Genomic DNA, 14,119 nt, shown 5'->3' on the forward strand with positions numbered 1-14,119 from the left:
TATCGCCAGATCGACTCACTGAGGCAGAGGTAGGAATGACACAACCGGCGCAGAAGCTTCAACTCGGTGCACTGATCGCTCTGGTCGTGGGCTCGATGATTGGCGGTGGGATCTTTTCCCTGCCACAGAACATGGCCGCCCGTGCCGATGCCGGTGCGGTGCTGATCGGCTGGGGGATCACTGCGGTGGGCATGCTGACCCTGGCGTTCGTTTTCCAGACCCTGGCCAACCGCAAGCCGGAGCTGGATTCCGGAGTCTATGCCTATGCCAAGGCGGGGTTCGGCGACTACATGGGCTTTTCGTCCGCCTGGGGCTACTGGATCAGTGCCTGGCTGGGCAACGTCGGCTACTTCGTCCTGCTGTTCAGCACCCTAGGCTATTTCTTCCCGGTGTTCGGCCAGGGCAATACCCCGGTGGCCATCGGTTGTGCGTCATTGCTGCTGTGGGCCGTGCATTTTCTGGTGCTGCGCGGGATCAAGGAGGCGGCGTTCATCAACCAATTGACCACGGTGGCGAAGATTGTGCCGCTGGTGATGTTCATCGTCATTGCTGCCGTGGCGTTCAAGGCCGACATCTTCACCCGCGATATCTGGGGACGCAGCAATCCGAATTTTGGCGGGGTGATGGATCAGGTGCGCAACATGATGCTGGTCACGGTGTTCGTGTTCATCGGCATCGAGGGCGCCAGCGTGTATTCGGCTCGGGCGCAGAAGCGCGCGGATGTCGGGCGGGCCACGGTGATCGGCTTCCTCGGAGTGCTGGCGTTGCTGGTGCTGGTGAACGTGCTGTCCCTGGGGATCATGAGCCAGCCGGAATTGGCCACGCTGCAGAACCCCTCCCTGGCGGCGGTGCTGGAACACATCGTCGGCCCCTGGGGCGCCTTGCTGATCAGCATCGGCCTGGCGATTTCCCTGTTGGGGGCGCTGTTGTCCTGGGCCCTGCTGTGCGCGGAGATTCTCTATGCGACGGCCCGGGACCGGACCATGCCGGCTTTCCTGAAGAAGGAGAACGCCAACCATGTGCCGGTCAATGCCCTGTGGCTGACCAACGTGATGATCCAGATCTTCCTGTTGATCACCCTGTTTTCCGCGGGCACCTATACCAGCCTGATCTATTTGGCATCGTCGATGATCCTGGTGCCCTACCTGTGGTCGGCGGCCTACGCGGTGTTGCTCAGCGGCCGTGGGGAAACCTACGAGCAAGCCTCTCGGGAGCGGATGAAGGACCTGTTCGTCGCCGTCGTGGCCCTGAGCTACGCCATCTGGCTGCTGTACGCCGGCGGCTTGAAGTACCTGCTGCTGTCGGCCCTGTTGTATGCGCCCGGGGTGATTCTGTTCGCCAAGGCCAAGCGCGAGCAGGGCGAGCCGTTGTTCACGGCGCTGGAGAAGCTGATCTTCACGGCGGTGCTCATGGGGGCGTCGCTGGCGGCTTACGGGCTGTACAGCGGCTTGCTGAAGTTGTGATTCAACAGTCGCGGTATCGATAATCTGTGGTGATCGGCAGCGCCTCTGACCGATGTCGCGAGGTCAGAGGCCTGCTGGGTGTTACACCCGGAACTGATCCATCAGTTTCATCTGCTGAGTCGCCAGGGCGTTCAGTTGGCTGCTCACCTGAGCCGATTCGCTGGCCTGTTCGGTGAGGGTTTCGGTCACGCTGCGGATCGCCGAGACGTTGCGGTTGACCTCTTCGGCCACCGCGCTCTGTTGCTCGGCGGCGCTGGCGATCTGCAGGTTCATGTCGCTGATTACGGTGACCGCGTCGCTGATCTTGCCCAGGGCCTGGACCGCCTGCTGGATCTGTCCGGCGTTGTTCTGCGCCTGGCTCTGGCTGGCGTGCATGGTGGTCACCACGTCACGGGTGCCGCTCTGGATGCGTTCGATCACCACGCGAATTTCTTCCACCGAGTCCTGGGTGCGCTTGGCCAGGTTGCGCACTTCATCGGCCACCACCGCAAAGCCGCGACCGCTTTCGCCGGCACGGGCCGCTTCGATGGCCGCATTGAGGGCCAGCAAGTTGGTTTGCTCGGCGATGCTGCGGATCACTTCCAGCACCGAACCGATCTGCTCGCTGCTCACCGCCAGGGCTTCGACTTCACCCACCGCCTTGCTCACCTCGTCGGCCAGTAGGCTGATATCCCGGGTGCTGCGTTCGATGATGGTCATGCCTTCCTTGGCCGACTGGTCGGCGCCACGGGCGGCCTGCGCGGCATTGGAAGCACTGTTGGCGACGTCGTGGGCGGTGGCGCTCATTTCGTTGGACGCGGTGGCCACCTGGTCGATCTCGCGGAACTGCACTTGCATGCCTTCGCTGGTCTGGCGGGCGATTTCCGAAGACTGGTCTGCGGTGCCGCGGGCCTCGGTGATGCTTTGCTTGATCTGGGCAATGGTCGGTTGCAGCTTGTCGAGGAAGCGGTTGAACCAACTCACCAGCTCGCCCAGTTCATCTTTCTTGCTGTAGTTCAGGCGCTGGGTCAGGTCGCCGTCGCCGCTGGCGATGGCCTTGAGCATCTCGGCTACGCTGTTGATCGGCCGGGTCACGCCGGAAGCGCTGAGCCACATCAGCAGCAGGCCCAGCAGGCCGGCACCGACGGCGACCAGCAGGGTCTTCAGGGTGCCGCTGGTCTGGGCTTGATCCAGCAGGGTCTGCAGTTTGACCGAGTCCGCCAGCAGCACCTGTTGTGGTAGGTCGATGGTCACGCCCCAGGCCTTGGCATCGGCAATCGGACTGAAGGGATAGACCGCGCGGATCAAGTCGCCTTGCTGCAGGACTTTCGATTGGCTGCCGGCGAGCGTCGCGAGGATGTCCTTGCCCTGGGCACCAAAGGTTTCATTGATGTTCTTGCCGACCTGGCCGGCATCAGCGCCGACAGCGGCCAGCAGCCCACTGCCGGCCAGGATCATCATGTGCCCGGCCCCGTCGAACAGGTCCCGCTGGGCCTCGACAGCGGCGGCTTGCAGGGCGTCCAGGGCGATGTCGACGCCAATCACGCCCAGCACCTTGCCGTCCACCAGCAGTGGCAGGGAGATGGTGGTCATCAGCACTTGCTTCTTGTCCTGGCCGATGGTGTCGGCATAGGGATCGAGCAGGCAGATGCGTCGGCTGTCCCGGGGGCAGGTGTACCAGATGTTGTAGGGCGTGCCGCTGAGGTTGAGGGTGGTCTTGGTCATGTCCTCCTCAGCCATCACGGTATTGAGTTGCTGGCCGCCGGCGCGACTCCAGTAGGTGGCGAAACGTCCGCGTTCGTTGGAGGCGCGGGTGGCGTCGTTGGCGAACTCGCTGTCCTTGCCGTCCAGGGCGTTGGGCTCGTAGGCGAGCCAGATGCCGAGCACCTTGGGGTTGCGCTCGAAGGCGGTTTTCAGGCTGCGGTTGAGTTCTTCACGCAGGGCCGGGGCATCCAGGCCGCGCTTGTTGGCCAGGTCTCGCAGGTCCCGGACTTGATCCGCCAGGGCGGTGATCACCAGCTGGCTTTCGCCGAAGGTTTTCTGAATGCGCGCGGCTTGTTCGGCTGCCTTGGCCTGCAGCAGGTCCTCGACTCCGGCTGTCAGCATCCGCGTGCTGGACGTGTTCACCAGTTGATTGTTCTGCTGGCTCTGATAGAGGTTCATGCCGACGATCAGCGCCACCACGCCCAACAGGCACAGTCCGGACAACAGCACGATTTTCAGGCGGATGGAGAGAGAGTCGAACATGGGGCGATCTCGCGAAAGGACGGATGGAAAGCACGGAATCGGCTGATTCCGGTCGCCAAGTCCATTCAGCGCCATGTCCGGAACATCGGCTTGGCCGGCTTTTGCGTGAGTTTTAGCCGACGAACGGTAGGGCGCAGGCCTTCGTCGTGCAGGCGCCGGCTTGCCGGCGAAGAGGGCCGCCAAGTTGATGCATATTCTCAGGTGGCTTTCGCCGGCAAGCCGGCTGCTACAGGGGCGGGGGGCAGGTTTGCGGCAAGGCTTCGGGGCGCGACCAGATCCACAGGTTGCCCAGGGTCATGCCGGCGATGGCGGCGTACATCGTCCAGTGATGGTTGAGCAGGGTCAGCATCAGGCCGGCACACAGCAGCATGCTGAGGGTGGCGCTGATTTTGGCCTTGCGGCTGACAATCCGGCCGTTGCGCCAGTTGCTCAGGATCGGGCCGAACAGCCGGTGGCTCTCCATCCAGGCACTCAGGCGTGGCGAACTCTTGGTAGCGGCCCAGGCGGCCAGGAGGATGAATTCGGTGGTGGGCAGACCCGGTACGACGATGGCGATCAGGCCGATAGCCAGGCTGATGTAAGCCAGCGCGCCAAACAGCAGGCGGGATATTTTCGACGAGGAGGGGCGAGTGGGGGTCATGGCTTCGATGATGAGGTAACGCGCCGTACGGCTCAATCCGGGAATGGCAGTGGCCGACAAAATACCGCTGCGGGCAGGGGGCACGCCTGGCGCGCCACCTGCTCGCAACTACAGGAGGTCAGGCCGGTTGTGCAGCGCTGGAGTAAGCCTGTTCCAGCAGTACGGTGAAGCGGTTGAAGGCATCCAGGGCGCCTTTCTCCGCTGCGGCTTCTTCTTCGGCGGTGAATTCCAGGCCGTCGAGGATGCGGGTGAAGGTCTTCCAGCCTTCGGCACGACCGCCAGCCGGCTCGCCCAGGTGCCGGGCACCGAAGGTTTCGCTCAGGCCCAGGCCCACGGCGCGCTTGATCAGGAATGCGGCGCCGAGCTTGGAGCCTTCGGAGACGAAGATCCAGCCCAGGGCTTCGGCCTTGCTCGGGTTGCGCACTGCGCCGGCTACCGGTGCCGGGACCTCGGTGTCCAGGTCTGCCAGGTCGGCCTTGGCCGCTTCGGCGCGGCAGCGCTCGGCCAGATCGGGGACGATCTTGATCAGCTCGGCATCGTTGTACAGCTCCACCAGCTCCGACTGGAACAGGTACTGGGCTACCACGAAGCGAGCGAAGGCACCCTGGGTTTCAAACGGTGCGTGGGCCTTGACCAGGGCGTCGAGCTTGGAATGGGGCTCGTGGGTGATCTGGTTCAGACGCTGGGAGCGCAGGTGATGACGCTGGGAGGAATCCTGGGAGGTCATGCAGATGTCCTTGAGAATGAGAGGCACTTAGTGACTAGACGAACAAGAAGACGCGACACAGTAAAAAATCCTCACTGCCCTGGATGAAAAAGAGCAGTGAGGCGGTTTGGCGTCAGATATCCCACACCAGGTTGACCGAGAAGTTGCGGCCGGGCTGGGTCAGGCGGTCGAGGTTGGCGGGTGCGGTCTGCCCGGCTTCACCGACACTGTCGTAGCCGCGCACGTCATCCCAGTTCCAGTATTTCTTGTCGGTCAGGTTGTACAGGCCGGCGTTCACGGTCAGGTCGTCGGTGACCTTGTAGAAACCGCTGAGGTCGAGGATGCCGTAGCCCGGTGTCTTGAACTGGCCGCTGGTGGTGCGGCCATCCGGGGCCTTGAAGGTGCTGTTGTCGACCCGGTCCTTGCGTTTGACCAGGGTCCAGCTCAGCAGCGCGCCATAGTTGTCCTGGTCGTAGCCGAGGCCAAACACGCCCTTGAGCGGGTTGACGCTGTTGATCGGCTCGCCGTTGTCATTGTTGCGACCGTAGGCGTAGGCCAGCGAGCCGATGCTGTACAGGCCCTGTGGTGCACCGAAGGCATCGAGGTTGAGACGGCCCCTGGCTTCGGCGCCCTTGATGGTGGCGTGTTTGATGTTGTTGCTCTGGATCACCGATTGCAGCGCGCCGGCGGTGATGGCGTCTTCGTTGATGAAGTCGCGGTACTGGTTGTAGAACACCGAGACATCGAAGGAGCCGGCGTCGAAATTGCCTCGCAGGCCGGTTTCGTAACCTTTGCTGGTTTCTGGCTTGAGGTTGGAGTTGGGCTCGACGATGTACCCGGTGGTGATGTTTTCAAAGCGGCCGTAGAGCGCCTTGGCCGACGGCGTGCGGAAGCCCTCGGAGTACTGGCCGTAGGCGGTGTAGTGCTCGTCGAAGCTGTAGGTCAGGCCGAACTTGGGCGAAACCCGATGCCAGGTCTTCTTGTCGTCGCTGACCGGAAAGTTGCCGGTGGGGTTGGCGACATTGAGGAACTCCTGCGTCAGTTTCGGCTTGAGCTGGGTGTAGTCGTAGCGCAGGCCAGGGGTGAAGGTCCAGGCGTTCCAGCTGATCTGGTCCTGGGCGAACAGGCTGTAGGTGTTGATGGTCGGGTCCGGGAAGTCGCTGGACTTCTTTACGCTGTCGCCGGCGGAAGGGCTCGGCGCGCCAACCGCGGTGCAGCCGGCACCGACGGCCAGGCAGCTGGCGGTGCCATAGCGCGAGCCTGTGACTTTCTGCTGCTTGAGAGTGGTGCCGTAGGTCAACTGGTGATCGGTTTCACCCAGGGCGAAGGCCTTGTCCAACTGAGCGTCGAACACCCATTGTTTTTCCTGGTACAGGGTTTTCCGCTCGCGCTGCACGTCACGGGCCACCGGGCTGAAAATCGACACCGGGTTATAGCGTTCGGAGGTGGTCTGGTCGGTCTTGGCGATCTGGTAGTTCAGGCTCCACTTGATCCGATCGGCGATGGGCGACTCCAGGGCAAAGCTGTTTTCCAGGCCGAAGCGTTCGCGGCTGATGGTGTCGTTGCCGACGCGCGAGCGATACCAGTTCTGGCCAACACCATTGAGGAACAGGCCGCCCACCGCACTTTTCTGGTTGGTGTCGCGGTCGTCCTTGTACTTCTCGTAGGTCAGGCCCAGGCGTGCGTCGTCCGCATAGTTCCAGCCGAGCTTGGCCAGGACGTTGGTGGTGCGGGCGTCTTCCGGGTTGGCGGCAGTGCGGTTCAGACCGGTGCCGTTGTTGCTGCCATAGGACTCGGTTTCGTGGCCGTCGCGCTGGCTCAGGTGCAACAGGCCGTCGAAATCGCTGGCCCGGCCGGCGACAGTGGCGGATTTCAGCCAGCTTTCGTCCGCCGAGCTGTAGCCGGTCTTCAGGCGCGCACCAAAATCCTGGCCGGGCTTGATGATGTCGTCGGCGTCCAGGGTGTAGTAGCTGACCGCGCCACCGATGGCGCTGCTGCCGTAGAGCACCGAGGCCGGGCCACGGAGGATTTCCACGCGCTTGACGATTTCCGGGTCGACGTAGTTGCGGTTGGTCTTGGCATAAGGGCCGCTGAAGAAGTGATCCGGCACTTCCACGCCGTCCACCTGGGTGAGAATCCGGTCGCTGTCGATACCTCGGATGTTGTAGCCGCTGATACCGGCGCGCTGGCCTGCACCGCCCACCGAAACACCAGGCTCGTAACGCACCAGCTCCTTGATCGTGTTGACGTTCTGGCGGTCGAGTTCTTCCCGGGTCTGCACGCTCACGGTGCTGGGTACCGAGCTGATGTCCTGCTCCTGGCGGGTGGCGCTGATGGTCACTTGCTGCAGGTTCACCACGTTGGCGCCGCTGCGTTTCTCCAGAACGATGCTGTTGTTGCCCAGCTTGCGGTAGCTCAGGTTGGTGCCGCCGAGCAGCCGATCCAGGGCCTTTTCCGGCGGCAGCGAGCCGCGTACGCCGGGGGAGGCAACGCCGGCAGCCAGCTCGGCGGGCAGGCCCACTTGCCAGCCGGTGACTGCGGTAAAGGCATTGAGCGCCGAGACCAGCGGTTGTTGGGCAATGGCGAAGTTGTAGTTGCCCATGCGCTGGCTGGAAGGCGCCGGGGCATCGGCCGCCATGACAGGAGTGGCGTGAGCGCCGGCCAGCAGGATCGCCGCGGTGAGCAGCGACAGGGTGCAGTTCTGCAGGCGGGTACAGGGAACAGAGGATCGGCTGTTGAGGCGAGGGGACATCGAGAGCGCTCCGGGTCGCACGAATCTTATAGGTGCAGATACGCATTCAAAATGCGAATCAGTTGCATTGGCTATAACGAGACGTATGACCCCTGGCTATCGCGTAAAAATAATTATTCTCAGTTGAGAATCACCAGCGCCGGGAATTCCGAGAGCTGCGCCGAGGTGATATGGGCCAGGGAGCGCAACACATCCAGGGGCTGGTCCAGGCGGTAGTTGCCGGTGACGGCAACATTCGCCAACTGCTCGTTGTTATTGACGATCCAGCCCGGGTAATAACGTCGCAGTTCCGCCAGCACCTGGTTGAGGGGGCAGTTCTCGAACACCAGGCGACCCTCGACCCAGGCCAGGTCCTTGCCGGCATCGAGCTTGGCCGGGTGCTCAAAACCCTGAGGGCCAACGCGTACGCTTTCTCCGGCCTTCAGGCGAATGCGCTGGTCGGCATGGGTCGCCCGCAGGTCGATATCGCCGCGCTGCACCTGGACCTGGGCGACGCCGTCCAGATAGCGCACGGCAAAGGCGGTGTCGCGCACGCTGGCCCGGACCGGACCAGCGTCCAGTTCCAGGGGCAGGCCGAGCGTGGCCGGGATCTCAAAGAAGGCTTCGCCCTGGTACAGCCGGGCCACACGCTGGTGATCGTCGATCTGGCTGGAAAACGCCGAGTTGGTGTTGAGCAGGACCTTCGAGCCGTCTTCCAGTTGCAGGCGCTGGCGTTCACCGACCAGGGTCAGGTGGTCGGCCTGCAGGCGCAGGGGCAGGTTGCTGAAGCTGAACAGCCCCAGCACCAGCACCGCGGCAGTGGCCAGTGGCTTCCAATGAGGGCGCAGGCGGGCCAGGCGTGAAACCTTCGGCGCGGGGGTGGCCAGGGCCTGGGCACAGAGTGCCACTTGGGGGCCGTTCCAGATGGCCTGGGCCTTCTCGAAGGCCTGGGCATTGAGCGGTGAAGCCGCCAGCCACTGGTGAAACTGGCGCACTTGTTCCTCGTTCGGATGTTCCAGCTCGATCAGCCAATCCAGCGCCTGATCCATGGCAAGGGTGCTTGAGTGCGAGCCGGCAGGGTTGGGCGGCTCGGCGCTGTGAAAATCCGTCACGGGTGTTCCTCGGCGGCGTCTGTGCGCAGCTGTTTTTTCAAGAGAGAGCGAAAGCCGGCCAAGGTTAACAAAGGCCTGGGGCTGACGCAGTCATTCTGCTCAGCGGTTGAAACTCACTGGCCGTCGAGACGTTCGGCGACGCCGATGCAGATGGCCATGATCAGTTTCAATTCCTTTTGCACCGTGCTCAGCGAAACCCCGAGCTCATCGGCGATCTCCTGATAGCTGTGGCCGTGCAGGCGGCTGAGGATGAAGATCTGCTGCTGGCGCGGGCTGAGCTGGCCGAGGCTGAGGTTCAGGCGCTCCAGCAATTGTTCGGCGTGGGCGGCGTCTTCGGCGCTGCTGACGGGCGCGGCGACGTTCTCCACCACCTCCGCCGGCACATCTTCCATAAGGGTGCGGCCCTGGATGCGTCGCGCCCGCAGGTGGTCGAGCGCCAGGTTGCGTGCGGTCTGGAACACGAAAGGCTCAAGGTGGGTGATCGGTCGCTCGCTGAGCGCGCGGGTCACTCGCAGATAGGTTTCCTGCAGTAGGTCTTCGGCGGTGCTGTGGTTGTTGACCATCCGCTCCAGCGTTCGCAGCAGAGAAATTCGTTGAGTGAGGAAGACGTGGTTGAAGTGCGATTGACTCACAGCAAGGCCTGATCCATTTTTTGCAGCAGATGATAATGATTGTCATCTACGTCAATGGTCAAGCCTTGTGTGATTTTATCCCCGAGCGGCCAGGTACGCCTGGTAGTCGGGAATCCGGTGTTCGTGGGCCTGGCTCATCAGTGGGCTGCTGAGCAGGTAGTCGGCGCTGCACTCGTTGCAGGCCACGGGAATGTTCCATACCGCCGCCACGCGCAGCAGGGCTTTGATATCCGGATCGTGAGGCTGGGGTTCGAAGGGGTCCCAGAAGAACACCAGCAGGTCGACCCGCTGTTCGGCGATCTGCGCGCCCAACTGCTGATCGCCGCCCAGAGGGCCGCTGATCATGCTTTCCACCGGCAGTCCCAGGCGTTTGCTCAGCAGCAGCCCGGTGGTGCCGGTGGCCAGCAGTTCATGTTCGACCAGTCGTGACTTCTGTCGCTCGGCCCAGTCCAGCAGAAAGACCTTGCAGTGGTCGTGAGCGACCAGGGCGATGCGCTTGCGCGCCGCCATGGTCTTTTGCGTGAAACTGATACCGATCATCGACGAATATCCGTTTTATTCCGCGTTGCACAGGGCCAGGCAGTTATCCAGCATACGGTTGGAGAAGCCCCACTCGTTGTCGTACCAGGCCAGTACCTTGAGCAAGCGACCGCCGCTGACCTTGGTGTGGTTGGCGTCGAAGATCGACGACAGCGGGTTGTGATTGAAGTCGCTGGAGACCAGCGGCAGGGTGTTGTAGCCGAGGATCTTCGAATGCTGGCTGGCACTCTTGAGCAGGGCGTTGACCTCTTCGGCCGTGGTGTCGCGCTTGAGGGTCACGGTCAGGTCCACCAGGGATACGTTGATCACCGGTACCCGTACCGCCATGCCGGTCAGCTTGCCCGCCAGTTCCGGCAGTACCAGGCCGACGGCTTCAGCGGCGCCGGTCTTGCTCGGGATCATGTTCTGGGTGGCCGAGCGGGCGCGATAGGGGTCGCTGTGATAGACGTCGGTGAGGTTCTGGTCGTTGGTGTAGGCGTGGATGGTGGTCATCAGGCCGTTGTCGATCCCCAGCTCGCGATGCAGCACCTGGGCCACCGGGGCCAGGCAGTTAGTGGTGCACGAAGCGTTGGAAATGACCTGGTGCGACTGGCGCAGAATGTCGTGGTTGACCCCATAGACCACGGTGGCGTCGGCGCCTTTGGCCGGGGCCGAGATGATCACTTTGCGCGCGCCGGCAGTAAGATGGGCGGCAGCCTTGGCACGGTCGGTGAACAGGCCGGTGCATTCGAAGACCACGTCGATCTTTTCCGCGGCCCAGGGCAGTTCGGCCGGGTTGCGGATGGCGCTGACGGCGATGCGGTCGCCGTTGACGGTCAGGCTTTCCTGGTCGTGCTGGACTTCGGCGTCGAAAGTGCCGTGGACGGTGTCGTATTTCAGCAGGTGGGCATTGATCGCGCTGTCTCCCAGATCGTTGATGGCGACGATCTGCAGATCCTGACGATAGCCTTGGGTATAGAGTGCGCGCAGGACGTTACGGCCAATACGGCCAAAACCATTGATTGCGATTCGAAGAGTCATGTGCAAACGCCTGTCGTTAAATTTGTTGTTGGAATTACAAGATTATTCGCATAGAAATAGAAAACAAGCCTTTTTAGTGGCAATATTTTGTCTTATCTACAACGAGTGACCTGAATCAACTGGTCCAAATGGTCAGGAAAGTCCTCCGCCGTCCCTGGTTGGCGACGCTTCTGATCAGCATAGACAAACAGGTCGCCACATCCGTTAGCCTGGAGTTCTACACATGCATCCCCGCGTTCTTGAGGTCACCGAACGGCTTATTGCCCGCAGTCGCGCCACTCGCCAGGCCTATCTCGCTTTGATCCGGGGCGCCGCCAGCGACGGCCCGCAGCGGGGCAAGCTGCAGTGTGCGAACTTCGCCCATGGCGTGGCCGGTTGTGGCGCCGACGACAAACACAGCCTGCGGATGATGAACGCGGCCAACGTGGCAATTGTTTCGTCATATAACGACATGTTGTCGGCCCACCAGCCTTACGAACATTTTCCCGAGCAGATCAAGAAAGCCCTGCGGGAGATCGGTTCGGTGGGCCAGTTCGCTGGCGGCACCCCGGCCATGTGCGATGGCGTGACCCAGGGCGAGGCGGGCATGGAACTGAGCCTGCCGAGCCGTGAGGTGATTGCGCTGTCTACCGCGGTGGCGCTGTCCCACAACATGTTCGACGCCGCGCTGATGCTGGGGATCTGCGACAAGATCGTCCCGGGCCTGATGATGGGGGCCCTGCGCTTCGGTCATCTGCCGATGGTCTTCGTTCCGGGCGGGCCGATGGTGTCGGGGATTTCCAACAAGCAGAAGGCCGATGTGCGCCAGCGTTATGCCGAAGGCAAGGCCAGCCGCGAGGAGCTGCTGGAGTCGGAAATGAAGTCCTACCACAGCCCGGGCACCTGCACTTTCTACGGCACCGCCAACACCAACCAGTTGCTGATGGAAGTCATGGGCCTGCACTTGCCGGGCGCTTCGTTCATCAACCCCAACACGCCGCTGCGTGATGCGCTGACTTACGAAGCTGCGCAGCAGGTCACGCGCCTGACCAAGCAGAGCGGCAGCTTCATGCCCATCGGCGAAATCGTCGACGAGCGTTGCCTGGTCAACTCCATCGTTGCCCTGCACGCAACGGGCGGTTCCACCAACCACACTCTGCACATGCCAGCCATCGCCCAGGCGGCAGGTATCCAGTTGACCTGGCAGGACATGGCCGACCTGTCCGAGGTGGTGCCGACCCTGTCCCACGTCTATCCCAACGGCAAGGCCGACATCAACCACTTCCAGGCAGCGGGCGGCATGTCGTTCCTGATCCGCGAGCTGCTGGAAGCCGGCCTGCTCCACGAGGACGTCAATACCGTGGCCGGCCCCGGCCTGAGCCGCTACACCCAGGAGCCGTTCCTCGATAACGGCAAACTGGTATGGCGCGACGGCCCGATCGAAAGCCTCGACGAAAACATCCTGCGACCGGTGGCTCGGGCCTTCTCCCCGGAAGGCGGCTTGCGGGTCATGGAAGGCAACCTCGGCCGCGGGGTGATGAAAGTCTCCGCGGTGGCTCCCGAGCATCAGGTCGTCGAAGCCCCGGCCGTGGTGTTCCAGGACCAGCAGGACCTGGCCGATGCCTTCAAGGCCGGACTGCTGGAGAAAGATTTCGTCGCGGTGATGCGCTTCCAGGGCCCGCGCTCCAACGGCATGCCCGAGCTGCACAAGATGACGCCCTTCCTCGGTGTGCTGCAGGACCGAGGCTTCAAGGTCGCGCTGGTCACCGACGGGCGTATGTCCGGCGCCTCGGGCAAGATCCCGGCGGCGATCCATGTCAGCCCGGAAGCCCAGGTGGGTGGTGCCCTGGCTCGGGTGCTGGATGGCGATATCATTCGTGTGGATGGCGTCAAGGGCACCCTTGAGCTTAAGGTGGACGCCGCAGAATTCGCAGCTCGCGAGCCGGCCAAGGGCCTGTTGGGCAACAACGTCGGTACCGGCCGCGAACTCTTCGCTTTCATGCGCATGGCCTTCAGCTCGGCAGAGCAGGGCGCCAGCGCCTTTACCTCTGCTCTGGAGACGCTTAATTGAAACTGGCCCTGGTCGGTGACATCGGTGGCACCAACGCGCGGTTCGCGTTGTGGAAGGACCAGCAACTGGACGCGATCCAGGTCCACGCAACGGCGGACTATCGCTGCCCGGAAGACGCCATCAAGGCGTACCTGCAAGACCAGGGCCTGGCCCTGGGTTCCATTGGTTCGGTATGCCTGTCGGTGGCCGGTCCGGTCAGCGGCGACGAGTTCCGCTTTACCAACAATCACTGGCGCCTGAGCCGCCAGGCGTTCTGCCAGACCTTGCAGGTGGAGCAGTTGCTGCTGGTCAACGACTTCTCGGCCATGGCCCTGGGCATGACCCGCTTGCAGCCCGATGAGTTTCGTGTGGTCTGCGAAGGAGTCGCCGAACCCTTGCGTCCGGCGGTGGTGATAGGGCCGGGCACTGGCCTCGGGGTGGGCACCCTGCTGAATTTCGGTGACGGCCGCTACATGGCCTTGCCGGGGGAGGGCGGCCATGTCGACCTGCCCTTGAGCAGCCCGCGAGAAACCCAACTGTGGCAGCACATTCACGATGAGATTGGCCATGTCAGCGCCGAGACCGCTCTGAGCGGCAGTGGATTGCCTCGGGTGTACCGGGCGATCTGCGCGGTGGACGGCCATGAGCCGCGCCTCGATACCCCGGAAGCCATCACCGCTGCCGGGCTGGCCGGCGACCCGATTGCCCGGGAAGTGCTGGAGCAGTTCAGCTGCTGGCTGGGGCGGGTGGCGGGCAACAATGTACTGACCACGGGCGCTCGGGGCGGGGTGTATATCGTCGGCGGGGTGATTCCCCGTTTCGCCGACTTCTTCATCCACAGCGGCTTTGCCAAGAGTTTTGCCGACAAGGGCTGCATGAGCGATTACTTCAAGGGCATCCCGGTGTGGCTGGTGACCGCGCCCTATTCCGGGCTGACCGGCGCCGGCGTGGCGTTGGAACAGGCCCAGGGTTGACGCCTGGCAGCAGGGTGTAGGAGCCGGCTTGCCGGCGAAGAGGCCG

The 14,119-nt window shown here is 63.0% G+C and carries 11 protein-coding genes and 1 pseudogene; 3 read left to right on the forward strand and 9 right to left on the reverse strand.

The window, feature by feature from the left end:
• Nucleotides 1-35 precede the first annotated feature (35 nt).
• Nucleotides 36-1,463 (forward strand): arginine-ornithine antiporter, encoded by a 1,428-nt coding sequence (gene arcD / locus FW796_RS07540; RefSeq protein ID WP_346632419.1) that lies wholly within the window; start codon nt 36-38, stop codon nt 1,461-1,463.
• Nucleotides 1,464-1,544: 81 nt separating this feature from the next.
• On the opposite strand, the gene FW796_RS07545 is transcribed toward arcD, so the two are convergent.
• The 9 genes and pseudogenes from FW796_RS07545 to gap all read right to left on the reverse strand — a co-directional run bounded on the left by FW796_RS07545 (nt 1,545) and on the right by gap (nt 11,070).
• Nucleotides 1,545-2,300, reverse strand: coding sequence for a methyl-accepting chemotaxis protein (locus FW796_RS07545; RefSeq protein WP_402885635.1), 756 nt, complete (start codon nt 2,298-2,300; stop codon nt 1,545-1,547).
• Nucleotides 2,301-2,402: 102 nt separating this feature from the next.
• A pseudogene (locus tag FW796_RS07550) lies at nt 2,403-3,764 on the reverse strand (PDC sensor domain-containing protein); the annotation flags it as partial.
• A 151-nt stretch (nt 3,765-3,915) separates the two neighbouring features.
• Entirely contained in the window at nt 3,916-4,329 is a 414-nt protein-coding gene (locus FW796_RS07555) for a YbaN family protein (RefSeq protein WP_346632570.1), read from the reverse strand.
• Between the two features lie 118 nt (nt 4,330-4,447).
• Complete coding sequence (locus FW796_RS07560) at nt 4,448-5,056, reverse strand: biliverdin-producing heme oxygenase (RefSeq protein WP_346632417.1); 609 nt, start codon at nt 5,054-5,056, stop codon at nt 4,448-4,450.
• 112 nt (nt 5,057-5,168) lie between these two features.
• Nucleotides 5,169-7,787: a TonB-dependent receptor gene (locus FW796_RS07565; protein WP_346632416.1), complete on the reverse strand. Its 2,619-nt coding sequence runs from the start codon at nt 7,785-7,787 to the stop codon at nt 5,169-5,171.
• 119 nt (nt 7,788-7,906) lie between these two features.
• Nucleotides 7,907-8,878 (reverse strand): FecR family protein, encoded by a 972-nt coding sequence (locus FW796_RS07570; RefSeq protein WP_404937528.1) that lies wholly within the window; start codon nt 8,876-8,878, stop codon nt 7,907-7,909.
• Between the two features lie 113 nt (nt 8,879-8,991).
• Nucleotides 8,992-9,510 carry an RNA polymerase sigma factor gene (locus tag FW796_RS07575; RefSeq protein ID WP_346632414.1) on the reverse strand — a complete coding sequence of 173 codons (519 nt, stop codon included), beginning with the start codon at nt 9,508-9,510 and terminating at the stop codon, nt 8,992-8,994.
• A 75-nt stretch (nt 9,511-9,585) separates the two neighbouring features.
• Nucleotides 9,586-10,050, reverse strand: coding sequence for a methylglyoxal synthase (locus FW796_RS07580; protein WP_346632413.1), 465 nt, complete (start codon nt 10,048-10,050; stop codon nt 9,586-9,588).
• Nucleotides 10,051-10,065: 15 nt separating this feature from the next.
• Nucleotides 10,066-11,070 carry a type I glyceraldehyde-3-phosphate dehydrogenase gene (gene gap / locus FW796_RS07585; RefSeq protein ID WP_102880664.1) on the reverse strand — a complete coding sequence of 335 codons (1,005 nt, stop codon included), beginning with the start codon at nt 11,068-11,070 and terminating at the stop codon, nt 10,066-10,068.
• 223 nt (nt 11,071-11,293) lie between these two features.
• On the opposite strand from gap, the gene edd reads away from it, so the two are divergent.
• Together edd and FW796_RS07595 are read left to right on the forward strand one after the other, a co-directional pair.
• Nucleotides 11,294-13,120, forward strand: a complete 1,827-nt coding sequence (gene edd / locus FW796_RS07590; RefSeq protein WP_346632412.1) for a phosphogluconate dehydratase — start codon at nt 11,294-11,296, stop codon at nt 13,118-13,120.
• Nucleotides 13,117-14,073 (forward strand): glucokinase, encoded by a 957-nt coding sequence (locus tag FW796_RS07595; RefSeq protein ID WP_346632411.1) that lies wholly within the window; start codon nt 13,117-13,119, stop codon nt 14,071-14,073. The genes edd and FW796_RS07595 overlap by 4 nt, the downstream gene beginning before the upstream one ends.
• Nucleotides 14,074-14,119 lie beyond the last annotated feature (46 nt).

It is taken from the genome of Pseudomonas sp. 910_21 (assembly GCF_052850735.1).